This window comes from Chryseobacterium sp. 27AL (assembly GCF_057815395.1).
The window spans coordinates 1-24,995 of record NZ_JBYRIW010000003.1 but is presented as its reverse complement, the minus strand read 5'-3'; the positions used below and the strand labels follow the sequence as shown (position 1 = coordinate 24,995).

The following is a 24,995-nucleotide window of genomic DNA, read 5'->3' as shown; positions in this document are numbered from 1 at the left end:
TGGTTATAAGAGTTTTATAAAAAAAAGACAGAAAACCTCAACGAATCAGCCGTATAGGTATTCTGTCTTGTAAAATTCATTGTATGATATGGATTATTTTTTCAGGTACTGATCAAAATAATCTGTTACTTTCTGCATTAAATGTACCCTGTCTTTTCCGATTACATTGTGCGGGTGCCCCGGGTACACAAAATAATCCATCTGTACACCATTGTCCACCGCAGATTTTATAAACTTAACCGAATGCTGCCACACCACCACATCATCCTGCGCACCGTGAATCATCAGAAGCTTTCCTTTCAGATTCTGTACTTTATCCAGAAGATTGGCTTTTGCATATCCCTGCGGATTTTCCTGTGGTGTATCCATATATCGTTCTCCGTACATGATTTCGTACATGCTCCAGTCAATCACCGGTCCGCCGGCAACGCCCACTTTAAAAACTTCCGGATGGCGAAGCATAAAACTTGTCGTCATAAATCCTCCGAAGCTCCATCCATGAATCCCCATTCTCGTTGCATCTACGTAGGGCAGAGATTTCAGGTAATCAACACCTTTCATCTGGTCATTCATTTCAGTAGTTCCCAGGTTTCTGAAAACAGCCTGCTCAAATTTTAATCCACGGTTGGAAGAACCTCTTCCGTCCATGGTGAAAATGATATACCCGTTCTGCGCCATATATTCATACCAGAGATTTCCGGAAGCAGGAAATGAATTGGTCACAAGCTGCAGGTGCGGTCCGTTGTATAAATAAACAATTACCGGATATTTTTTATTGGAATCAAAATTAGTCGGCAGAATGATCTTTCCGTATAGCGGAGTTCCGTCGTCAGCCTTTAAGACTACATTTTTAATTTCCGGACGCTGGTAATTCTTCAACGGGTTCTCTGCGGTAAGAATAGTTGTGGATTTCAGCGTATTTGTATTGATGATATTGGCTACTCTCGGCGTATTTGCATTCGTATAAATATCATAAAGATAGTTTCCGTCACTACTTAAAATACCGGTATGAACTCCTTCGGTATTATCCAGACGCTGCATTTTGAAATTGGCCCAGTTGATTCTGTACAAATGTTTTTCGAGCGGCGTTTCTTTTGTGGAAGCAAAATAAATTTCCTTTTTCTTTTCGTTAAAGCCTAAAATATCGGTTACCAGCCAGTCTCCTTTCGTGATCTGGGCAACAAGACCTTTTTCCAGACTGTAGTGAAAAAGATGATTATAGCCCGTTCTCTGACTTTGCCAGATAAAATCCGTAGTAGAATTTGGGAAAAAGGTAAGCGGATGTTGCGGCTCAACATATTTATCGCTGGTTTCTTCAAAAAGCGTTTTTACCAAATTTCCTGTAGCAGCATCATACTGATTCATTTTCATGTGGTTTTGTCCTCTGTTCAGCACACCTACAAAAATGTATTTAGAATCCGGACTCCAGGTCACGGCTGTCAGGTATTGATCTTTTTCTCCTTCGATGTTAAGGAATGTGGTAGATTGGGTTCTGATATTAAAAACACCCAAAGTTACCTGATGAGAAGTCTGCCCTGCCATCGGGTATTTAATATTGTGATTCACCGCAGGCGTTACCGACCAGTCGATGATCGGGTAATCGGCAACCATGGTCTGATCCATTCTGTAAAATGCCACACTTTCGGAATTCGGAGCCGGGAAAATACCTGTATCGATGCCGAACTCATTTCTATGTACGTTGGATGAACCGTTCAGAATATTTTCATCAGAATCATTCGTTACGGCGATTGTTTTACCGTTTTTATTAATGAATAAATTATTTTTTACCGTAAAGGCAAAAGTCTGGTTATCCCCGAAAACTTTAAGATCGGACGCATTCTGGTCTATTTCGATCTGACTCTTCATTTTCCAGTCACTTCCTGATTTTTCAACCCAGATCACCTTTCCTTCTTTATTGAAATACCCTTTCGAATTGCTGATGAATTTGATCTGCGGAACCGCTTTAAATTTACTATCCGTAAGACCTCTGTTCAGCTGTGTTAAAGAAACCAGCGTATCCTGTTTATTTGATTTCAGGTCGGTAATAAGATATCCGCCTTTTACTGCCTGAATGTAAGATTTTCCGTCTCCTGACCATGAAAACTGAGAAATGTTTTTCACGGCAAGATTGGTTCTCAATCCGTTAACCGCTTCCGCCATTGTGAACTTCTGGGTCTGGGCAAATGCAGAACTGCCCAAAACCAGCATCAGTAAAGAAAATTTATATAATTTCATTGCTTAAAATTGAATCCATCAAAAATAAGAAATAAATATCATTCGTTAAGAAGTGTTAAAATAAATAATCAAAGAGTAATAAAATATTACAGCACTACTCATTTGCTGAGCAATAAAGTTTATGCTGAGCCTGTCGAAATACCCCAGCTTTAAATAAACAATCAAAGGTTAATAAAATATTGCAGTAATACTCATTTGCTGAGCGAAGCACCCTAGCGCCCGAAAAATAAGTGAAATCCTTTCAACAAATATTTGCGCCCCTAGCGTTAGAATAGGACTAATAAAATATTACAGTAATACTCATTTGCTGAGCGAAGTGCCCTAGCGTACGAAAAATAAGCGCAATCATTTCAACAAAACTTTGCGTCGATAGCGTCAGATAACAATCAAAGGTTAATAAAATATTACATTAATACTCATTTGCTGAGCGAAGCACCCTAGCGTACGAAAAATACACGCAATCCTTTCAAGCAAATCTTTGCGTCGATAGCGTTAAAAAAATCAGTGAAATGTAAAAATAGAAGGAAGATTTTATCCGTAATTGCCCATGAAAACAGCAGTACCCCAAAAGTAGTCTTGGTTGGACTACTTTTTCTAGATAATGAACACTATATCACAAATATATAAAATAAATCAGGAAAACTGTAGTGTAAGTTTGTGAGGTCTTGTGGTTTTTGTTGCCAATATGTAAGAAATTAGAAAATAAGAGGTTAGTATTTGGCAGTGAAAATATTTTGTTTACATTTGTAGCTGAAATAGTAGTCCAACCAAGACTACTTTTTACTATAGCACGGAATGAACACTATGATGAAATATTTTAGACCTTTTCCATTGCTACGTTTTTGCGTAGTGTGGTGGTATATTTTCATTCCTTCAAAAGCATATTCCGGTTCTTTTGTACCGGCAGATTCCATTATCTTCGTAGCTGAAGACGCTTATGTCTATTCAGAAACCTCTGTATTTATTGCAGGTTCTGAACAGAAAAAGAGCTTTACATCAGTTAAAAAGTCCAGAGATTTTCTCAAAAGATCATCTTTACCATTTTCTACTCAGAAATCAGTCCATATCGCAGCCCATAAGGCTTGCTATACAAGTAGTCCGGGGAACCGTAATGACCCCGGACGCATTTCTCATGCCTCAATGTTGGGGATTATGGGAAGTTCTTCTCTAAAGCTTCATGATAAAATAATAAAGCCGCTCTTTCCTCAGTTTATTAGCGCAGGAAGGGATAGAAAGGAGCTTATAAACGGAACTTTTCATCCTTTTCAAATTACAAATATCATCATCAATCACTTTGTGCGTCCTCCGCCTAGGCTTCCCTCTGAAGACACTAAAGTTTTTAGCATATAAGTCATATAAGAGAAGGTTACAACTTTGAAAACAAATAGAACACATAAGACTTTGAAAATCTTCGATTTTCCTGCATAACGTTTTATCATTCATTATCCACTCACTATTGACTCACGAGCCACTTCGTTTGTCATCCCGTAGGGATCTCAGCAAAGTATTTCACATAACAATTGTGAAATGAGTGTTTAAAGATAAGCGAAACGCCTGATGGAGAGGATGTGACTTCGAGACCCTCAGTCACCGGCATTTTACAAGTCTTTGTCGTTAGGAATCTCGGTATAGCTGGTAATAGAATAATGGAAAGATTCGGGCTTAGATCCCTACGGGATGACAATAGGAGTGGTAAAGGAACTCAATTTTGGGTATTGGACTCATCGTCAATTCGAGTGTTTTTTCGTAACAAGGTGAAGAAAAAATGTATCGAGAATGACATTGATCCTTAAACTCATAAACTTCTCGATACGACTTCTACAAAGTCTACTGAAGTGACGAATCTTGGCATAGCTGGTAATAGTAGTATGGAAAGATTCGAGCCTAGATCCCTACGGGATGACAATCGGAGTGGTAAGGAAACCAAATTTTGGTATTGGACTCATCGTCAATTCGAGTGTTTTTTCGTAACAAGGTGAAGAAAAAATGTATCGAGAATGACATTGATTCTCCAACTCATAAACTTCTCGATATGATTTTTTCAAAATCTACTCGAAGTGACGATAGACTCAGCGGACTCTTTTAAGTAGAACGCCTTTGTGAAACTCAAAAGCATATCATAGATAAAAAAAACTTAGTGCACTTCGTGTTCACAATTAAAAATATAACAACAACCTAAATACAAAACAATGAAACATTTATTTACAACCGCTGCCGTGCTGTTCAGCATGACCGCATTCGCTCAGGTGGGGATTAATAATACTTCCCCAAAAGCAACCCTCGACATTACCGCCAAAACCAGCGGAACCAAACCCGAAGGACTCATTATCCCGCAATTATCCGGTGATAATATTCATACTGCCACAGCCGCCGCTGTCTATGGAGCAGCACAAAAAGGGCTTATTGTTTATGCCTCTTCAGCCGACTCTAACCCTACCGGGCCAACAGCCAATATTACCGCTGCGGGATATTATTATTTTGATGGGACGAATTGGCAGAAAGTAATGACGGGAAGTGTAGCCAACTCAGATCTGACGACAGGAGTTGGCGGTATCTACAAAGGAAGCGGTTCTTTATCAGGAAACACTACAGTCACACAGGGTGCCAATACATTGGCTTTTACTTCGACTGCCACGAATGGGTTTTCTGTAGATGGAACTACACTTTCTGTAGATGCAGCGAATAATAGGGTGGGAATAGGAACATCAACTCCAGCGGTTGCTTTAGATATAAATTCAAGTACTTCTGGAGCGATAAAAATAAAAGATGGCACAGAAGCGGACGGCAAAGTGCTGGTAAGTGATGCGAATGGTGTGGGAACATGGAGAAATCCATCTGCAACCTCTGGTACATTGATTTATAGTGGAGCAGCTACCACACGTTATGCTCCAGGCTCAACATATATTCGTGTTGATCTTGGCTCTATTCCTACTACAGTTTGGGATAAGGTTTATGATGCGGCTGGTAGAGCGTATATTATAGCTTGGAATACGACATTAGGTTTTGTGCATAAAACAACGGTATGGGCAATTGGGGATAACAGTGCCGACTCGAAATATGGGTTCTTTTTTAATGATGTGTACTGGTCCACTTATATTGCAGACTCTTCAACTTGGGAGTTTCAGTCCTCACGTGCTCCACTGCCGAATTATGTTGAAATATACGTTTTCTAGTCAAATAAGTATGCCTATTCCACCCCCTGCTGACAATCGTCTCGCTCGCGCCAGCAATCAGACAAACTACATTAATTAATCCTAGTTCTCACAAGGCGCTCTTCTGAAAGAACCGCGAACAGCTACCCTTGATAGGCTGCTTACTGTGATGTAAGAAAAGGTGTATTTGTCAACACCGTGTTGATCGCCCGATCAATGGTGCGTTGACCGCTCGGTCAAGGATGTCTTGACCGCCCGAGTGTGGGTGTGTTGACCGTACGGTATGAATATTCATAGTTTAAGGTTTAACGATTGGCCTAAAACGAGAGGCTGCCTGAAAGGGCAGTCTTTTTTATGTGGTTGTAACTTCCCTGATGATCTTTTTGATAAGAAAGTGAGCAACAGATTCTGCCAGGCTTTTATGGTCAAATATTTGCTAAGATATTCATGTGACGGCAAATATTGAACCGCACCCCTCCACCCTAGCCGCGATAGGAACGGCATCCTTTTTTTGTTGCGGCTGGAAAAATGGCAGGCAAAAAAGATATAGTGGATAGCGCGAAAAAGCTCCTTAATATAAATGTTCAGTAAAGGAATTTAATTTCTCAAATTACCTTAACAACAAATAAATGTAAAAATGGCAGGTAAATCATTTCTTATCCTACGTCAATGATTTGCATTCAGCTCTGATATAAATTTGCACTATAATTAACAACAAAAAATATTAATACAATGGCAACAAAATGGACATTAGACCCAGCGCACAGTGAACTTACTTTTAAAGTAAAACACATGATGATCTCTAACATTAAAGGAAACTTTACAGATTTTACCGCAGAGATCGATGCTGAAGACGATACTTTTGCTAATGCAAAAACTACCGCTACCATCCAGACCAATTCTGTTACTACCCACAACACAGACAGAGACAATCACCTGAAGTCTGCTGAATTCTTCAACGCTGAAGCTAACCCAACGATCACTTTTGAATCTTCTGCATTAAATAATGAAGTAACCGGAAATCTTACCATCAACGGAATTACCAAGCCGGTAACACTGGATGTAGATTTCAACGGGATCAACGTTGACCCATGGGGAAATACAAAAGCAGGTTTTTCTTTTGAAGGAAAAATCAACAGAAAAGATTTCGGACTGAACTGGAATGCTGCTCTTGAAGCGGGTGGTGTAATGGTAAGCGAGGAAGTAAAAATCGCCGGAGAACTACAGTTTGTAAAACAAGCTTAATGTATTCAGCGGAGCTTTTAATTCAATAAAATACAAATCAACATAAAGGTTCAGGGATCAAAAGCCTTGAACCTTTTTAATGAAGAGACAAAAAATGAACCTCAACGATCTACAGAACATAAGTGATCTTTTTAGTAAAACCCCTAAAATGCCGGTGTTATTTCTGGGACACGGATCGCCCATGAATGCCATTGAGGAAAACCAGTTTGTACAGGGATTCCGTAAAGCGGCATCTGAAATTCCCAAACCTAACGCCATACTTTGTATTTCTGCCCATTGGTTTACGCAGGGAACAAAAGTAACGGCCATGAAAATGCCTAGAACGATTCATGATTTCGGAGGTTTTCCGCAAGCTTTGTTTGATGTACAGTATCCTGCTCCGGGATCTCCGGAACTGGCGAAAGAAACAGCAGATCTACTAACTCCCGTTCCGGTAGAGGAAGATCATAGCTGGGGACTGGATCATGGTGCATGGTCGGTGATTAAGCATATGTATCCGAATGCTGATATCCCGGTGATCCAGATGAGTATAGATTACACAAAACCCGCCCAATATCATTTTGAGCTGGCTAAAAAGCTCAATATGCTCAGAGAAAAAGGAATTTTGATTATTGGCAGCGGAAATATTATTCACAACCTGAGACTTATCGACTGGAGGAATATCAATACCGTCGGAGCCGGTTGGGACTGGGCAGTAGAAGCCCGCGAGAAAACCAACAACTGGCTGCTGGATGGTAATTTCAGCAATATTATTCAGTACCAAGATCAGGGAATTGCACTGCAATATGCTGTGCCAAGTCCAGATCATTATTTACCGCTTATTTATACCCTGGGTCTAAAAGATAAGCCTGAAGAACTATCTTTATTTAATGATGAATTGATCGGTGGTTCGCTGAGCATGACCAGTGTAAGAATAGGATAAAATATGGCACAAAAAAATCGGAAGATAGAAATCCTCCGATGTAAAGATATGCGTGAGCTTTATTTAGATTCTTGTGATAGCAGTAACGTATGGCTTACCATCAGTTGGCTGATAAATATCCACAAGTGCCTGCCATACTACTTCTGAAGGTGGCATAGAAGCATCACATTTGTAACGGTAATTCATTCCGTTTACTACTTGTGTTGATACTTCAAGAGGAGTATATTTCACTCCTACAAAGCCTTCCATTGCTTCTTCGAATACTTTCCAATCTTCCGGAGTTAGTGGATGAAATGCTGTCCAACCTCCTACTAGTGCTGGTTTTTGTGCTGTTGTTGACATAATTAATATTTTTAATTTGTTTCCCCTACTCTTGTGGCCTTTCGGGATACGCCCCGTTTGAAATGGTTTCTGGTCTCCATAGTTATAGTTTTTTTTACATTGTTGATCTCGACACTTAAATACTGTCATGAACAATAATGTTTGTTTGTGATCACATGACAAAGCTACTTCAGATCATGGAGATTTTGTAGAGTATATTTACTCATTTTTCGGGATACGTATAATTACTTAAATCAATGTGATTGTTCTACTTACTTTGAGTGTGAGTCTACTTACCTCGGATATGAGTCTACTTCACTCTTTACATATCAGTAACTTTTTTTATCACTAAAAAATTAGTAATATTGTTTACCATGAAAAAATCAATCGTATTACTCTTACTATTGCTTCCTTTCTGTTTTTCATTTGCCCAAATGATTAAAGGAACTGTAGTGAATGATGCCGGAATGAAAATCGGCAACGTGAATATCTACATCGACGGAACCAAAACGGGAACGGTTTCTCACGAAGACGGAAGCTTTTCTTTAAATATCCCCGGTAAGAATTTAGGAAATATTATTTTCAGAAAAGAAAATTATGAAACTTTCGCAACTCCGGTTTCGGAGGTTATCAACAAAACCCTGAAGGTCGTACTTCTGAAAAGCAATGATATTGAAGAAGTAACCATTGTGCCATATACAGAGGAGGCTTACAAAAATTATATCAATTATTTCCTGGATCAATTCATCGGCTATGATAAGCAAAATGTGAAAATTAAAAACCAGCGCTCTCTGAAGTTTTCTTTTGATAAAAAAAACAAGATCCTGAAAGTAAAAGCGCCCAAAACATTAATCATTGAAAATAAAAATCTGGGTTATGAGATAGAATATAACCTTGTGAATTTTTCTTCGGATTTTAATACTAAAATTGTCAACTGTTCAGGAACGAGCCTTTTTAAAGAAACAAAAAATAATAACAAGACGAGACTCAACAGAATGAATGCCTATGACGGCAGCCTGCTTCACTTTTTCAGAAGTGTTTACAATAATACAGTAGCTTCTGATCAATTCGTTGTAAACCATGTCATAAAAGTTCCCAATCCCAAGTATCCGTCGGAAGAAGAACTGAATACGCTGAAAGATTATATGGCAATGGTAAAAAATACTATGACGAATTTCCCTGACAACATCCGCGATATTGCCGCAAGAAAAAGGAATGAAAGTGAGTATTCTCTTGCGATTGTAAAAACATTGATTCCTGATTCTGATTATGTAAGAAGAAATAATGGTGAAGTCCTTTTTTCGTTTAAAGACATATTACAGGTGAATTACAAGAAATACGATTATGAGCTTAAGGGAAAAGAATTTATTAAAAGTAAAATCCCTGTGGTTAAAACTTCATTTCTTCATCCTGAAGGAGAAACTTTTGAAGTATCAAAAGACGGTAATATTACGAATCCGGATCTATTGATAACCGAAGGAGAATTTACAAAAAATAAGATTGAAAATATGCTTCCTCTGGATTATCAACTGGGAGATTAAATCATACTATTACCGTCTTTACATCTTATTAATAATTATTGCACTGCCTGTAGCACATTAATATTACCGTATCCGTAATCAGAATTCGGAGTCGGATAATACGTCGCCGATTGCCTCATTTTATTGATAACCTGAGTTCTTGTCCAGGAAGGATTTTTAGCCCAGACCAATGCTGCTATTCCCGCAGTGGATGCAGTAGCAACAGAAGAACCACCGACATAATCCGTTTGTCCGTTGTAATAACTTAATACCGGAATGCTGTTTCCGGAAGCCCTTTCCATCTGGTACGTGAAGTCAATTTCAGCACCGGAATGGCAAACATCACATTTCTGATTCGATGTGTTTTCTTTAACTCCGGTGATTGCCTGAGTTTCTGGCATCCACGCGGGAAAAATAACCCCTACGAAATTCGTAAAGCTGGTAGAAGTTCCGCCTGCACAAAAGATCAGTTTACCTTTTGAATACGCATATTTTACACCGTCTTCAATTTTTCCGACTGAGAAGATATGTCCCATTGACATAGAAATGATCTTTACATTATTATTGTTTCCTAATTCGGTGAAGGCAATCTTCACTCCGTTTTGTTCGTGATAGCCGTCCAGCACTACATTGGAAGCTGCTCTGTAGGTTACAAGATTAGCATTATAGGCGACCCCGACCGGCTGTCCCATATTATTTCTTGGCGCTGCCATTGCGGAAGCCATGCTGGTACCGTGCCCGCATTGGTCTGCCGAGCCGTCATATCCTGTACTCCACGGCCATATGGAATCTACATATACCCCATTTTTACTGATGCTTCTCCCTGAAGAAAGTCCGTTGTTGAAAGATGATCCCAGTAAAGACTGCTCCGGAGAAACTCCGCTGTCGATGACTCCAATAGTAACTCCTGCACCGGTGCTGTAGCTCCAGGCATTAATGATATTGTGTTTTGTAAATGACCAAGGCGCTTTGGCATTAGGAGAAACGGTTGTATAGTCTGCTGTACTTAAAGCAGTAGATTCAAATCCGCAACCGGAAGACGAGCTGCTTGATTTCGCTGCATTGCCGAATTGTTTTTCATTTTCAAAGTACCGATAATCTGCAGGTTCTACGTAACGGATATTTTTCATTTTACGTAAAGCAATTACGGTTTCCTGCTTTTCAATCGCAACATCCATCTGGTTGAGATATTGATCAGACGAAAGGAGAATTCTGTCACTTTTCCCTTCATACTGTTCAATTACTTTCAGGATTTCCGCTTCGATTGCTTTGCTGTCAGGGGTTAAACTTCTGTCAAAAGAAGAACCAAAACCAATAGAAGCAATTTTATTTCCCTGAAAAATAGCGCTCCATACAAAATGGTCTGATGATTCCTTCCACGAAAATCTTCCTTTCGTTTTAATGGTTTCATTAATTTTCTCGTTGATCTGCCTTACCGATAAAGGATCTTTCTGGGCTACTTCAATATTTGCCGCCGAATTCTGCAGATCGTCTCTGTTACATGCCGTAAAAATAAAGAACAGCATGAATAAGTAAAATACATTTTTCTTCATGTTAAATAATATTTGATTGGTAAAACCAAGATATCACTTTACATTGAATTACAGAACTTTAAAGACAATATTCTGTTGAAATTTTATTATGCTTACAATACTATTTAAGGAAAAACTTACAGAACCTTCTCATAACAGACACTTTTCTCAATTCCGATATACTGACCATAATTCGAAATTCTGGCATAGCCACTTTTCTCATAGACCGAAACTGCTTCGTTCTGTTCCAGAGATGTTTCAAGAACAGCTTTATTATAATTTAATTCTTTTGCCCATTTTTCCAGCTCTTTCATAATAGCTGTCGCCAAGCCTTTTTTCCTAAAGTCAGGATGGGTGTACATTCTTTTTATTTCTACCGTCTCTTCATCAAATTTCTTGAACGCACCACATGCAGCCGGAAATTCATTAATATGAACAACAATACAGTTTTTAATAGTTTCAAGTTTATTAAACTGATTAAAGAACTCCTGATCTTCACCATTACGAACCGCAAGATCTGCATCTAAGAGTTTTACTAAATCCTGAAAATCTTTATGGGAAGAGTCTGTTTTATTTATAATCATAATTATTAATTTGATGTATTTATTGACATGTTTATTAATAAACCTTTTAAACCAATATCAGAATTAACCGCAAAAGATACAAAAGATAATAATGCTATGATTAGAATATTTAAGGTTTTCAAAAGAATAAAATCGAAGATTTTTAAAAACTTATGTGTTCTAAAATATACACAAAGCTTTATCCTTTAATCTAATGTGGCTCATGTGTTTAAAAAGCTCTTGTGACTTTGTGGTTAAATAAACAGTAATAAAAAAGGCTTTCATTTCTGGAAGCCTTTATTTTATTTATTTAAATTAATTTACTACAAATTTTCTTTCATTAATCAGCTCTGCAATCGCCAGCATATCTTCGCCGATCAGTCGGTCGTCTTCAAGTTTTGCCACCTTTGAACGTAGAATTGCATAATTTTCTTCAATGATTTTTGAACATTTGGAAGGTCTTCTGAATTCTAATCCCTGTGCGGCAAACATCAATTCCACTGCTAAAATATTTACTAAATTACCAAGCACCTGATTAAACTTACGTCCCGAGATACTTCCCATAGAAACGTGATCTTCCTGCCCAAGACTTGTCGGGATCGAATCCGCAGAAGCCGGGAAGCACAACGTTTTATTCTCAGTAACCAACGCTGCTGAAGTATATTGAGGAATCATAAAGCCTGAATTCAATCCAGAGCTTTCGGTTAACAATCTTGGTAATCCATATTTTCCTTCCAGCAATAAATAACTTCTTCTGTCAGAAATATTACCAAGCTCGGCCGCCGCCAGGGTTGCATAATCCAGTGGCAAAGCCATCAGCTGTCCGTGGAAGTTTCCTCCTGAAATCGATTCTTCGGCACTTAATACAATCGGGTTGTCTGTCACTGAATTCAGTTCTGTTTCTGCCATCATTTTAAGATGTTCAAATGCATTTCTGCTTGCCCCATGAACCTGAGGAACACATCTCATAGAGTATGGATCCTGAACCCTTTCGCAATCTTCATGAGCCTGCAGGTTTTCCGAACCTTTTAAAAACTTCAGCATTCTCGCTGCTACTTTTTTACTTCCTTCAAAAGGTCTTATTTCGTGAAGCTCTTTTTTAAAAGGACTGGCAGAACCTCTGTACGCTTCAAGGCTCATGGCGGCCGTCATGTCTGCAAGATCAAGTAAGTATTCAAATTTCTCAAGGCCTTTAATGGCGTGAGACAAAATAAACTGCGTTCCGTTGATCAGTCCCAATCCTTCTTTTGGACCTAATGACAATGGTAGAAGATCGTTCTTTTCTAATACTTCTGCCGTATTGAAAATCTCATTTCCAACCCATACTTTTCCCAATCCTAAAAGTGGCAATACCAAATGTGCCAGGGGTGCCAGATCACCGGAAGCTCCTACAGATCCCTGCTCGGGAACTACAGGAATAATATCTTTCTCCAGCATCAGAATCATCCTTTCGATCACTTCCAGAGAAACTCCGGAAAAACCTTTCGACAATGCATGAACTTTTGCGATCATCATAATCTTCGAAAGCTCTTTATCAATAGGTTTTCCAACGCCTACCGCATGCGAAATAATTAGGTTGTACTGCAAAAGTGCCGTTTCATCCGCTGAAATTTTTGTATCGCAAAGAGGCCCAAATCCTGTGTTGATCCCATAAACACAACGGTCTGACTCTACAATTTTCTGAACATTCTTCTGTGATTTTAAAATCTGTTCTTTGGCTGCTTTATTAAGTTTAGCTTTATTGGGAGTTTTACAGATCTCCAGAACATCATGGAAACTCAAAACATCTACGCCGTATATCATTCTCTAAATTTTGTCCTAAAATTACACATTTGGCGATAATTGCGAAAACTAATTTTCCGGACTGAACATTTTCTGAAAAGAAGCAGATTAATTTCCTATTTTTACCACCGAAATAAAAAAATTAATATCCTTATGAAACTTAAAACTTTCATGCTTGCATTAGTTTTGACAGGCACAGCATCTTTCGCGCAGAAAGTAAAATACACCAAAGAAGAAATCAAAAAGATGGAGCAATACCTTTTCAATGAAGGTTTCAACACGCCATCTCCCAAGAAAACATCTACTGTTATTCTGAAAGACGGAAGCATCCACAAAGGCTTCTGCAGTAAGACAGACACGAAAAAAGGACAGATCTTTGAGGTTGCTCTTAAAGACAGCATCACGAAAAAAAGCCAGACTTTTGAAGCAGACCAGATCGCAGAAATGTACATCTACCCAAGCAATGCTGAGAAAATGGCTAAAGTAGCCAAATACATGGGCAACATTAGAAACTACAGCACCCGAAAACTGTCTAAAACGGCCAACAATGACAGAATCTATTTTGTAAATCAGACGGTTTCTTTAAAGAATAAAAAAGATGACAAAGAATTCCTGATGCAGGTGATCAACCCGGGATTTGATGATATTATTTCGGTTTATCATGATCCGAGAGCAAAGGAGACTGGAGGTGTTTCCTTCGGATACGGGCCTCAGCTGGGCGGTGGAGTTATCAAATCATTCTACATAAAGAAAGGAGATAAAGTACTTTGGCTTCATAAAGATGACTTTGAAGACAACTATGATTTTCTTTTCGGGGACAATGCAGAATTCATGAAAAAATATCCGAAAAAATCGGTGGAATGGGATTATTTCAGTTTCCTGGTGAATGAATATACGCAAATGACTAACGGATAGTTATTGAAAGAAGGTTTAAACTTTTTTTAACCACAAAAAATGCAAAAGATTTAGATACTGTAATTAAAGAATAAAAAACACAATAGTCTTTAAAAATCTCTGATTTTTATTCTTTTAAGAACTTTGTTATCCAACAATAGCATTAAGATAGTCTTTTTTCTCTTTATGGTAAATTTAGTTTAAACCAGTAAAATATTAAACGGTGCCGCCTCTACCAAGGTGGCATTTTTTATTCAATTTATATAAGCGAGCAGGTTTTATACAAAACGTCAGCATCTTTTATCTAAAACGTCGAGACCTTTTAAGTAAAACGTCGAAAGGTTTTGCCTGAAACGTCGAAAGGTTTTGTCCAAAACGTCGAGAGGTTTTTCTGCAACGACAGGCATCACTGATAATCAATACATTACAAGACTAATATTTTAACCTTTACTCCTTAATTTTTGTCTAATCAGGTTTTCATTAAATAAAACGGAATTAAAGTCCTCATCTGTTTAAATTAATGTAACAATATACCAATGTAGCAGTTTACCAATAAATGCTTTTGAAACTGTGGTAGTTCTGCAGCTTTTTTTTATGGCTTTAAATTCCTTAAATTTGTTATATGAATCCTTCTCTAGAATTACAGCTGAAAACTTTACCATCTGAACCCGGCGTTTATCGTTATTATGATAAAAACGATCAGCTTTTGTATGTGGGTAAGGCAAAAAACCTGAAGAAAAGAGTACTTTCTTATTTCAATAAAAATCTTTCCGGATACAGAACCCGGATCATGGTGGGAAAAATCCAGCGCTTGGAAACGACCATTGTCAACAGTGAATATGATGCTCTGTTACTGGAAAATAATCTGATCAAGGAACATCAGCCCTTCTACAACGTAATGCTGAAGGATGACAAAACTTATCCCTGGATCTGCATCAAAAATGAAGATTTTCCGAGAATATTTCTGACGAGAACCAAAATCAAAGACGGCTCTGAATATTACGGACCATACGCCAAAGTGCGGCCGGCAAAGATCTTACTTGATACCATTAAACATATTTATAAGCTCAGAACCTGTAATCTGAATCTCGCTCCTGCAAAAATTGAAGAAGGAAAATATAAGGTTTGCCTGGAATATCATATTAAAAACTGCGAAGGGCCATGTGAAGGCCTGGAAAGCAAGGAAGATTATGATGAGAAGATTGATGCCATTCGAGGAATTATTAAAGGAGATTTCCGGAAAGCAAAAGAATATCTGATGAATCAGATGATGAAATATGCCCAGAACCTGAAGTTTGAAAATGCACAGATCGTAAAGGAAAGACTCGATGCACTGGAAGATTACCAGGCAAAAAATACTGTCGTAAACCCAAGTATTGATGATGTGGATGTTTTCGGAATGACCAGTGACGAAACAGCGGCTTACGTTAATTTCTTTAAAATCAGGAATGGAAATATCATCCAGAGTTTTACCACAGAGATCAAAAAGATTCTTGAGGAAACCGATGAGGAAATCATGGAAGAGGCTTTAATTGAGATCCGTCAAAAGTTTGATTCGAATTCTAAAGAGGTATTGCTGCCGTTCCATTTGCCTATTGAAATCCCCAATGTAAAGCTGATCGTGCCTAAAGTAGGAGATAAAAAACGTATCGTTGAACTTTCTGAGAAGAATGCAAAAGAATACCGTCTGGAAAAACTGAAGCAGGTGCAGATCGTAGATCCGGAAAGGCATACCAACCGTATTATGGCAGAGATGCAGAAGTTATTGAGAATGCCGGTAGAACCCCGCCATATCGAAGGCTTTGACAACTCCAATATTCAGGGTACCAATCCCGTTTCTGCCTGTGTTGTTTTTAAAGATGGAAAACCAAGTAAAGCCGACTACAGAATATTCCACCCCAAAACCGTAGAGGGGCCGAATGACTTTGCGACGATGGAAGAAGTGATCTACCGCCGGTATAAAAGAATGTTGGATGAGGGAGAAAGTTTACCACAACTGATTCTTATCGATGGAGGAAAAGGACAATTGTCGTCAGCAGTAAAGAGCCTACGCTTATTGGGCTTATACGGGAAAATTACCATTGTGGGAATTGCGAAAAGATTGGAGGAAATCTTCTTTCCTGAAGATTCCATTCCTTTATATCTTGATAAAAAATCTGAAACGCTTAAAATACTGCAAAGGGTTCGGGACGAAGCCCACCGGTTTGGCGTAAAACATCACAGAACAAGAAGAAAGAACTCAACCATAAAATCTGAGCTTGAGGAAATTCCGGGTGTGGGAGGAAAGACGATTGAATTGCTTTTATCGAAATTAAAATCTGTGAAAAGGATCAAGGAATCAAGCCTGGAAACACTGGAGGAGATATTGGGAAAAAGTAAAGCAAAGATTGTTTGGGAGTTTTTTAACAATGAATAAAAACGGGCTGGAGAACATCTCCAACCCGTTTCTTTTAATATCTAATTATTTCTTATTAAAAGTTTCTTTAAAATATTCTCCGTTCGCCTGTGGAATTTCAATCACGATATTCCCATTCTCATAGTACCCTAAGGTAGATTCTCCGTTTTGCAGTTTTACCCTGAATACATCAGCTTTCGTTGTTGCCTTAAAAGTAGCGAAAGGTGAAGAGCTGTTTTGAGCAACTAAAATAAATTGTTGATTATCGATCTGAATTTTCTGTAGATCTGTTTTACCATTGCTGAATCGAACAGCGCTGTTATCCATGGCTGCTGATGAGACCATATTAGAAGAAGCCGAAACGGCTTTCTCCGTAACGTTTGTCTGAGTAACAGTCTGCTGATTAGTCTGATTAACCGGATTTGCAGGAGAAACTGATATAAAAGTCTGTTTCAATGCATCCTGATAACCTTCTTTGAAATCTTTGATATTGGAAGCACCTTTTATAGAAGATACAACCTTATCATGGCAATCTTTAAACTGAAGCATGACTTTATTTCGAAGGAAACCACTGTCGTTTAAGACATCAGCCATTAAAACGTTGCAGGGATTTGCCTGTGCTTCTGCCGGCCACTGTAATTTATCCGTAGGAATTACTGTATAATTCTTACTTCTTAAAGTCTTGGTCAGCAGGTCTGCCAACCCGAAATCTTCTTTAAAAGTTTCAAATTTTGTCGGAAGTGAAATGTATTTATAGTCGGAAACTTTTTGTCCGAAAGCAAGCATTGAGCATGCTGCTAATATAACAAGTGATAATTTTTTCATTTCGTTGATTTAATCATTTCTGAATTGTCCCATATCCAGTTTCAGGGAAAAGAAGTTTGAGTAGAAGTTCGATCCGCCAATTCCCGAATTGGTAATGGCATAATCCAGCGTAAGACCTCTGTATCTGATCCCAATACCGGCACTAGGCTGGAAAGAAACTTTCCGTCTAAGATCTTCAATATCGGTAATCGACTGGAATCTGTTGACTCCGAGTCTCACAAAAATCATTTTCTGATACCCTAGTTCAGCACCGGCGTAAGGTGTTAAACTCGCAAAATCTGTGGAAACCAAAGCTGCTGTTTTTGCAAAATCTACATTAATTCCCGCCTCCGGCAATACATAGACGCTGCTGTTGATTTCAAACAATTTGCTTGCTCCCACATTAAGTTTAGGCATGGTAAGTTCCATTTTATCTTTGGGGGCCGGGTTGAATTCTTCACCGTTTACAACGGTGGAAAGTTCTTTTTGATTAACACTCCAGAAATTGACCGTAGTGGTTGCATCTCTCAGCATACCTCCCAATTTCCAGCCGTTATCCATTTTATAGATCGCACCAATATCAAAACCGAATCCGTATCCGTTGGCAAATTTACCCACATTTCGGTAAACGATTTTGGCATTGATCCCTACATCCAGTTTAGTATTTCCTCCGGGATTGAATGCATAAGAGAGAATGGCTGCATAATCAGACTGGGAGAATTTGGTGATCTTATCGTAATCAATATTTCCTTCTGTATCGATTAATTGGGTTGTGTTCAAGATGTTATCAACCCCCAATCTCACCACAGAAACCCCGAAAACACCTGTTTCTAAAACTTTAGCGTAGGCGAGATAATCGTATTTTGCGATCGATTCAAAATATTCGGCGTGCATGGCGGCTCCCTGCCAGTCTCTTTCAATCGCCATAAGTCCTGCCGGGTTCCACATCGGGGAATAAACATCGTCCTGATTGGAAATTACAGCTCCGCCCATTGCCAATCCTCTGGCACCTGCACCAATATTAAGGAATTCGTTGGAATACTTTCTGATAATCTGTGATTGCGATATCCCGAACACCAGAGAAAATACAAGTAAAAGATATTTTTTCATCATATAAATTGATGCTTAATTTAAAGTTTTTTGTTTCTTAGCTTTTATTAACCCGTTGGCAATGATTGCCAGTATCATAACACCTGAAGCCACATAAAAAACAGAGCTCATATGTTCTGATTCTCCAAAGATAAAAAAAGCTAGTATAATTCCGTAAACCGGTTCTAAATTAACTGTTAAAATTAGAGTGAAAGGCGAAATATATTTCATCAGATTTACCGATTCCAGCATCGGAAAAGCAGTGAAAACACTTGCTAACAAGCATATTAACGCAATATCACGGTAACTTATTTCATTCATGTGAAAAATTTGTCCGGTAAACAAATAAATTAACATTAAAATGCCCCATCCGCAGAATATTTCATAAAAAATAATATTTCCTGAGCTTGTTTTACCAAACATCTTTCCATTGAATACTGAAAATATGGTTCCGAAAATCGCACAAAGCACTCCGTAGAAGATTCCTTCTTTAAATCTGAATTCTGTTTTGAATATGAGTAAAATACAGGCAACAATCACGACTCCCATGATAACTTCTGAAATATCAATCTTTCTTTTAAAAATTACAGGTTCTAAAATAGAAGCAAATAAAGTTGATAAAGAAAGACAGCTCAATGCAATGGAAACATTTGAGATTTTTATCGAATAAAAAAAGCAGTACCAGTGTAAAGCCATTGAAAAGCCTATGGCAGCCAGCTGAAAAAAAATTTTCTTTGAAACTTTAATACTTTCTTTTCTGAATACTCTGATGTAAATAAAAAGACAGATCGCGGCAAACAACATTCTGTAAAAAACCAGAATTTCTGCATTTGCATGAATCAGTTTTCCCAAAATTGCCGTAAATCCCCATAAAAATACAATCAAATGCAATCTGAAAAGAGCCAATTTATGCATATCCTACTTCTTTATATATTTTGTGCAAATTTACAAATCGCTTTCACAATGGTGTAAAATATTTACGGCTAAATCATTATATTTTTAAAGATTGTAAGAAAATAAATTGTTATATAAGAATAAATTAATGTATCAAAACAAAAACCCTGAAAATTTGTTCAACTTTCAGGGCCTTCAAATAATAAACTATTAAAAAAATAAACTAGGAACTTAGAGAAGTGTAAGATTTCACTCTTACTTTCTCTATGGTAAAGTTAGCAAATAACGAACCATAAAAAATATATTTTTTGTTAAAAATTTCATAAATTTCTGAAAACCAATTTCTTAAACAATTGTTTACATCAATTTTCATTCCATTGAAAAAATAGTATCTTTAAAAGGAAAAAATTGAGATTTTATGGACATTGAATTCAACAAAAGAGAAGATCAAAACAGATTAAAATTATCAGAAATAAATCGTTTGCTCTCTGAAATCAAAAAAGGCGGAGGAGAAAAAAGACTACAAAAGCTTCGTGATGAGGGTAAAATGACCGCAAGAGAAAGAATTGAGTATCTTCTTGACAAAGATTCTGAATCCATTGAAATCGGTGCTTTTGCAGGATATGAAATGTATGAAGAGCACGGCGGCTGCCCAAGCGGAGGAGTTGTTGTAAAAATCGGTTATGTTTCAGGAAGACAATGTATCATTGTGGCTAATGATGCTTCTGTGAAAGCGGGAGCATGGTTCCCGATTACGGGAAAGAAAAATCTGAGGGCACAGGAAATCGCCATGGAAAACAGACTTCCTATTATATATTTAGTAGATTCTGCAGGAGTTTATTTACCAATGCAGGACGAAATTTTCCCGGATAAGGAAATGTTTGGCAGAATTTTCAGAAATAATGCTAAAATGAGTGCTGCGGGAATTATACAGATTTCTGCTGTGATGGGAAGTTGTGTGGCAGGAGGTGCCTATCTCCCTATTATGAGCGATGAGGCAATGATTGTAGATAAGACGGGTTCTATTTTCCTTGCAGGAAGTTATCTCGTAAAAGCAGCTATTGGTGAGAGTATTGACAACGAAACTCTAGGCGGAGCGACAACGCATTGTTCGATTTCCGGAGTCACTGATTATAAGGCTAAAGATGATAAAGATGCTTTAAACAGGATCAAAAATATTATGAAATCTTTGGGAAGTACAGAGAAAGCTGGTTTTGACAGGATTGAAAGTGCACCACCTAAAGAGAAGCCTGAAAACATTTTCGGAATCATGCCGGTTTCTAGAGCGGAGCAATATGATACGTATGAAATCGTCAAATGTTTGGTTGATCATTCTGAATATGAAGAATATAAGCCTGACTATGGTAAGAGTATTATCTGCGCTACTGCCAGAATTGACGGATGGTCTGTTGGAATTGTTGCCAACCAAAGAAAACTGGTAAAAAGCGGCAAAGGTGAAATGCAGTTCGGAGGGGTAATTTATTCTGATTCTGCTGACAAAGCCACAAGATTTATTGCAAACTGTAATCAGAGAAAGATTCCATTGGTATTTTTACAGGATGTAACAGGTTTCATGGTCGGTTCAAAATCTGAGCATGGCGGAATTATAAAAGACGGAGCGAAAATGGTGAATGCCGTTTCTAATTCTGTCGTTCCTAAATTTACAATCATCACCGGAAATTCTTACGGTGCCGGAAATTATGCCATGTGCGGGAAAGCATATGATCCGAGGCTGATCGTAGCGTGGCCTTGGGCGGATCTTGCGGTAATGGGTGGAGCGCAGGCAGCAAAAGTACTGGCCCAGATCCAGGAATCGACTTTGAAAAAACAAGGGAAAGAAATTTCTGAAGAGGAACACAATGAAATTTTAGACTCCATTTCAAAGAAATATCAAAAGCAAACGGAAGCTACTTATGCAGCTGCAAGACTTTGGACAGATGCCATTATCAATCCTGTAGACACGAGAAAATGGATTTCCATGGGAATTGAAGCCGCCAATCATTCTCCAATTACTGAAAAATTTAATCTGGGAGTGATACAGGTTTGATGATTGATGATTGATGATTGATGATTGATAATTGATGTTTGATGTTTGATGTTTGATGATTGATTATAAATAAAAAAGGATGTGGAATGTCTCCACATCTTTTTTATTTTACTATTGAGGCTGTAAATGTAATATTAATACTTACAGTCTATTCTGAATACCAATATTTAAATCTATGACTACCGCCTAGCCCCGATTGAAGCATTTGTTTGAGCTCATTTTTGCTTATTCTTCTGCGGCGGCTTCGCCGCCGCAGAAGAATAAGCAAAAATAGCGAGTGCGGAAAGCGGGAAAAAGCTCCTAAAAAATTAAAATTAATCAGGAAAAGAATACTCCCGTTCTGAATCTTTCCTTATTCAGTTTTTTATTGGCAGCCAGGCCCCAAAGGATGAATTCTTTCATAAATAAAAGATCTTCTTTTTTTGTATCCGGCTGGTATTTTTCAATCATCTGATCGAGTGCGCCAATTCTGTTAAGTGCCTTTGAATAGAGCTCATCAGAAGATTCGTCGGTGATTTCTATAAAGCCATCATCTTTCAGAAACCAGTCGGTGATCTGCTGAAAAGGCCCGGCAACATCTTTCTTTTCCAATTTTTCGACTTTTGGGAAATAAGTAGTGAACAATGTTTTTATCGCATTATCAATAAGAATCTGGGCAACGGCTTCTGCCCCTTCCTGCTCACCTTCGTAAACCAATTCTACTTTTCCGGTAACAGCAGGAATAACTCCCATGAAATCACTTAACCGCACAGAAGTTTTTTCATCTCCTGATAAAAGTGATCTTCTTTCTGCCGTACTGAGAAGATTTTCAAATGCTGTAATGCTCATCCGTGCACTTACACCACTTTTATAATCTACAAACTCGCTGTCGCGGGCCTCAAATCCGATCTGCTCCAGAAGATCTTTTGCCAGATCCGGGACATATATTCCATTTTCCTGTCTTTTATCTAAGCTGGATTCGTATTTCGTGATTTCTTTAGCAATATGAATATTTTCCGGATAATGCGTAAGAATCTGTGATCCAATCCTGTCTTTTAGTGGTGTAACAATACTTCCTCGGTTAGTATAATCTTCAGGATTGGCCGTGAAAACAAATTGTATATCTAAAGGCATCCTCACCTTAAATCCACGGATCTGAACGTCTCCTTCTTGTAATATATTAAATAAAGAAACCTGGATTCTCGCCTGAAGGTCCGGTAATTCATTAATAACGAAAATACATCGGTTCGCCCTCGGAATCATTCCGAAATGGATTACCCTGTCATCGGCATAAGAGAGCTTAAGATTTGCTGCTTTTATAGGGTCTACATCGCCAATAAGATCGGCAACTGTCACATCCGGAGTAGCAAGCTTTTCGAAGAATCTGTCATCACGGTGCAGCCATTCTATAGGTGTATTGTCACCTTCTGCTTCGATAAGTTCTTTTGCATATCGTGAAATCGGATGATATGGATCATCATTGATTTCACTGCCACTTATGAAAGGAATCCATTCATCCAGTAAACTGGTCATCATTCTAGCCAGCCTGGTTTTTGCCTGACCTCTTAAGCCTAACAAATTAATATTATGCCTGCTGAGAATAGCATGCTCTAACTGGGGAATAACAGTGTTTTCATATCCGAAAATGCCCTCAAAGACATTCTCTTTATTACGAATTTTATTGATTAAATTATCTCTTAATTCGTCTTTTATACTTTTAATTTTATATCCTGATGATTTTAATGAACCTAGTGTTTTTAAATCTGGCTTTGCAGTCATTGTATTTAAATATGATTATGTATTATAATTAAGTCAATTAAGATTGGATGAATCAACGTATTCTTTTCTTACGATTTGTTTCATAATCTTCAAAGATCATTTGCCCTAAACCGTTAAGACCCGTATAAAACGCTTTACCTTGATTGGCTTCCGTAAATTCTCTGATAAATTGTTGAAGATAAGAATCCTGAGCGATCATAAAAGTAGTAATCGGAATATGAAGCCTACGAGCCTGTGAAGCCATATTATAACATTTTTGAACTACATATTCATCCAGCCCATAAGAATTCATATAATAAGTTCCATCAGATTCTCTTACACAGCTCGGCTTTCCATCGGTGATCATGAAAATCTGTTTATTGGTATTTCGCTTTCTTCGTAATATGTCCATCGCTAACTGAAGTCCGGCAACCGTATTCGTATGATAAGGTCCGACTTGTAAATAAGGAAGCTCCTGAATTTTCACCGGCCAGGCATCATCTCCAAAGACAATAATATCCAGCGTATCTTTTGGATAACGTGTTGTAATAAGCTCGGCAAGAGCCATAGCCACCTTTTTTGCAGGAGTGATACGATCTTCACCATATAAAATCATACTGTGGCTGATATCGATCATTAAAACAGTGCTCATCTGAGATTGATGAATACTTTCTTCCACAACAAGATCACTTTCTGTGAGATTAAAGTCACCAATTCCATTATTAATTTGGGCATTTTTCAAGCTTTCTGTAATGGAGATCTTCTCCACTGGATCACCAAAATTGTAATTGCGCAATTCACCGGTACTATCCTCTCCTGCTCCGCTTTTATTTGTTTTATGATTACCGGTTCCACTTTTCTCAAGATTACCGAATATCTGTTTAAGCGCCTGCTTCCGGATATTTTGTTCCATTTTAGCACTGAGTTTCACACCGCTTCCATTTCCGTTGGGATTGACTTCTTCACGAATGTAGCCTTTCTTCTTAAGATCTTCTATAAAATCATCAATGGTATAATCAGGAGTAGTGAGCTCATATTCTTCATCCAGCATTCTAAGCCAGTCAATGGCTTCGTCGAAATCTCCCGAAGTATGTGTCAACAAATCAGTAAAGATTTCTAATAGCCTGTCGAATACAGACATCTCCGGCGGATTATAATTGCCAAACCTAAAACCTCTTACAATATGCTCTTTCATAAACATAAAGTTACAACATAAAATTCCGATTAATAAGAGATTTAGTCTATTTTAACTTTTAAGAATAAAAATAACATGATTTGAAAATAATTTTTTCAGGAGCTTAATCTCGCTATCCGCTCTTACTCCTCGCGCCATTGCTTGTCTCAGCTAAGGCCTAACACGCCATTCCCTGCTGTGGGGTAACCGCTCCTATCGAGGCTAGGGTCTTAGTCGGTATTTAGCACTATTCTGTTACAAACTCTTCGGCAGGAAATCGGAATTAAAATAAACTATGAGTAATAAGCAATAAAATTACATTCTTTTAAGATGTTATTTATCCTGTCTCTCATTCTATTCTATAAACTTCTAATTTTCCCTGATCTATATAGAATAAACTACAAATAATCTTTTAAAACGAGCCCTGAAGGGGCGCCATCCTATACCGGTATTACCCGGTGGAATGCCAATCCCAAATTCATTGAGCCCGAAGGGTGGAGACGTAATCATGAGTAATGGTAATGAGTAGTGAGGACAGGTAATAAATAATAGGCAATAAGTGGGATCAACACCAAAAGTTGGGGAGAAAACTAAAAAAGGATAATTTTGTATTATGTCTAATGAACAAGAATTACTAAAGTTTTTACTACCGGAATACTTGGTTGAATATTTTGAGATTTCCAAATTTG

General features: G+C 38.0%; 19 protein-coding genes. 8 read left to right on the top strand and 11 right to left on the bottom strand.

Annotated features, from left to right (window positions below; translation table 11 throughout):
- Positions 1-93 precede the first annotated feature (93 nt).
- Complete coding sequence (locus AC3WV0_RS07600) at positions 94-2,235, bottom strand: S9 family peptidase (RefSeq protein WP_488845391.1); 2,142 nt, start codon at positions 2,233-2,235, stop codon at positions 94-96.
- Between the two features lie 831 nt (positions 2,236-3,066).
- Here AC3WV0_RS07600 and AC3WV0_RS07595 point away from each other — a divergent pair.
- The 4 genes from AC3WV0_RS07595 (at position 3,067) to ygiD (ending at position 7,554) form a co-directional block, all read left to right on the top strand.
- Positions 3,067-3,585: a hypothetical protein gene (locus AC3WV0_RS07595; RefSeq protein WP_488845389.1), complete on the top strand. Its 519-nt coding sequence runs from the start codon at positions 3,067-3,069 to the stop codon at positions 3,583-3,585.
- Between the two features lie 839 nt (positions 3,586-4,424).
- Positions 4,425-5,408 (top strand): hypothetical protein, encoded by a 984-nt coding sequence (locus AC3WV0_RS07590; protein WP_488845387.1) that lies wholly within the window; start codon positions 4,425-4,427, stop codon positions 5,406-5,408.
- Between the two features lie 711 nt (positions 5,409-6,119).
- Positions 6,120-6,632 carry a YceI family protein gene (locus AC3WV0_RS07585; protein WP_488845385.1) on the top strand — a complete coding sequence of 171 codons (513 nt, stop codon included), beginning with the start codon at positions 6,120-6,122 and terminating at the stop codon, positions 6,630-6,632.
- Between the two features lie 94 nt (positions 6,633-6,726).
- Positions 6,727-7,554 (top strand): 4,5-DOPA-extradiol-dioxygenase, encoded by an 828-nt coding sequence (gene ygiD, locus AC3WV0_RS07580; RefSeq protein ID WP_488845791.1) that lies wholly within the window; start codon positions 6,727-6,729, stop codon positions 7,552-7,554.
- 63 nt (positions 7,555-7,617) lie between these two features.
- Here the strand turns inward: ygiD and AC3WV0_RS07575 are convergent, their stop codons facing one another.
- Positions 7,618-7,896: a hypothetical protein gene (locus AC3WV0_RS07575; protein ID WP_374462141.1), complete on the bottom strand. Its 279-nt coding sequence runs from the start codon at positions 7,894-7,896 to the stop codon at positions 7,618-7,620.
- Between the two features lie 353 nt (positions 7,897-8,249).
- Between AC3WV0_RS07575 and AC3WV0_RS07570 the strand changes: the two genes are divergently transcribed.
- A complete protein-coding gene (locus tag AC3WV0_RS07570) occupies positions 8,250-9,416 on the top strand; it encodes a carboxypeptidase-like regulatory domain-containing protein (RefSeq protein WP_488845383.1) in 1,167 nt (388 codons plus the stop codon).
- 35 nt (positions 9,417-9,451) lie between these two features.
- Here the strand turns inward: AC3WV0_RS07570 and AC3WV0_RS07565 are convergent, their stop codons facing one another.
- The 3 genes from AC3WV0_RS07565 to hutH all read right to left on the bottom strand — a co-directional run bounded on the left by AC3WV0_RS07565 (position 9,452) and on the right by hutH (position 13,293).
- Positions 9,452-10,948, bottom strand: coding sequence for a S8 family peptidase (locus tag AC3WV0_RS07565; RefSeq protein WP_488845381.1), 1,497 nt, complete (start codon positions 10,946-10,948; stop codon positions 9,452-9,454).
- A 116-nt stretch (positions 10,949-11,064) separates the two neighbouring features.
- Positions 11,065-11,511 (bottom strand): GNAT family N-acetyltransferase, encoded by a 447-nt coding sequence (locus tag AC3WV0_RS07560; RefSeq protein ID WP_488845379.1) that lies wholly within the window; start codon positions 11,509-11,511, stop codon positions 11,065-11,067.
- Between the two features lie 294 nt (positions 11,512-11,805).
- Complete coding sequence (hutH, locus tag AC3WV0_RS07555) at positions 11,806-13,293, bottom strand: histidine ammonia-lyase (RefSeq protein WP_488845377.1); 1,488 nt, start codon at positions 13,291-13,293, stop codon at positions 11,806-11,808.
- A gap of 132 nt (positions 13,294-13,425) precedes the next feature.
- On the opposite strand from hutH, the gene AC3WV0_RS07550 reads away from it, so the two are divergent.
- Together AC3WV0_RS07550 and uvrC are read left to right on the top strand one after the other, a co-directional pair.
- Positions 13,426-14,187 (top strand): hypothetical protein, encoded by a 762-nt coding sequence (locus AC3WV0_RS07550; protein ID WP_488845375.1) that lies wholly within the window; start codon positions 13,426-13,428, stop codon positions 14,185-14,187.
- A 601-nt stretch (positions 14,188-14,788) separates the two neighbouring features.
- Positions 14,789-16,582 carry an excinuclease ABC subunit UvrC gene (uvrC, locus tag AC3WV0_RS07545; RefSeq protein ID WP_312903002.1) on the top strand — a complete coding sequence of 598 codons (1,794 nt, stop codon included), beginning with the start codon at positions 14,789-14,791 and terminating at the stop codon, positions 16,580-16,582.
- A 45-nt stretch (positions 16,583-16,627) separates the two neighbouring features.
- On the opposite strand, the gene AC3WV0_RS07540 is transcribed toward uvrC, so the two are convergent.
- From AC3WV0_RS07540 to AC3WV0_RS07530, 3 genes are read right to left on the bottom strand one after another with little or no spacing between them, the layout of a single operon-like run.
- Entirely contained in the window at positions 16,628-17,386 is a 759-nt protein-coding gene (locus AC3WV0_RS07540; RefSeq protein ID WP_488845373.1) for a hypothetical protein, read from the bottom strand.
- A 9-nt stretch (positions 17,387-17,395) separates the two neighbouring features.
- Positions 17,396-18,475 (bottom strand): putative type IX sorting system protein PorV2, encoded by a 1,080-nt coding sequence (locus AC3WV0_RS07535; protein WP_488845790.1) that lies wholly within the window; start codon positions 18,473-18,475, stop codon positions 17,396-17,398.
- A gap of 15 nt (positions 18,476-18,490) precedes the next feature.
- On the bottom strand, positions 18,491-19,369 hold the full coding sequence (locus AC3WV0_RS07530) for a DMT family transporter (protein WP_488845371.1): 879 nt from the start codon (positions 19,367-19,369) through the stop codon (positions 18,491-18,493).
- A 397-nt stretch (positions 19,370-19,766) separates the two neighbouring features.
- On the opposite strand from AC3WV0_RS07530, the gene AC3WV0_RS07525 reads away from it, so the two are divergent.
- Positions 19,767-21,395 carry an acyl-CoA carboxylase subunit beta gene (locus AC3WV0_RS07525; RefSeq protein WP_488845368.1) on the top strand — a complete coding sequence of 543 codons (1,629 nt, stop codon included), beginning with the start codon at positions 19,767-19,769 and terminating at the stop codon, positions 21,393-21,395.
- Positions 21,396-21,713: 318 nt separating this feature from the next.
- Here AC3WV0_RS07525 and AC3WV0_RS07520 read toward each other — a convergent pair whose 3' ends face one another.
- From AC3WV0_RS07520 to AC3WV0_RS07510, 3 genes are all read right to left on the bottom strand, one after another.
- Positions 21,714-23,153 (bottom strand): AAA family ATPase, encoded by a 1,440-nt coding sequence (locus tag AC3WV0_RS07520; protein WP_488845367.1) that lies wholly within the window; start codon positions 23,151-23,153, stop codon positions 21,714-21,716.
- A 52-nt stretch (positions 23,154-23,205) separates the two neighbouring features.
- The gene (locus AC3WV0_RS07515) at positions 23,206-24,327 is read right to left on the bottom strand and encodes a vWA domain-containing protein (RefSeq protein WP_488845366.1); all 1,122 of its coding nucleotides are present in this window, start codon (positions 24,325-24,327) and stop codon (positions 23,206-23,208) included.
- A 363-nt stretch (positions 24,328-24,690) separates the two neighbouring features.
- Positions 24,691-24,995, bottom strand: a 305-nt coding sequence (locus tag AC3WV0_RS07510; protein ID WP_488845365.1) for a hypothetical protein, incomplete at its 5' end; no start/stop codon positions are given.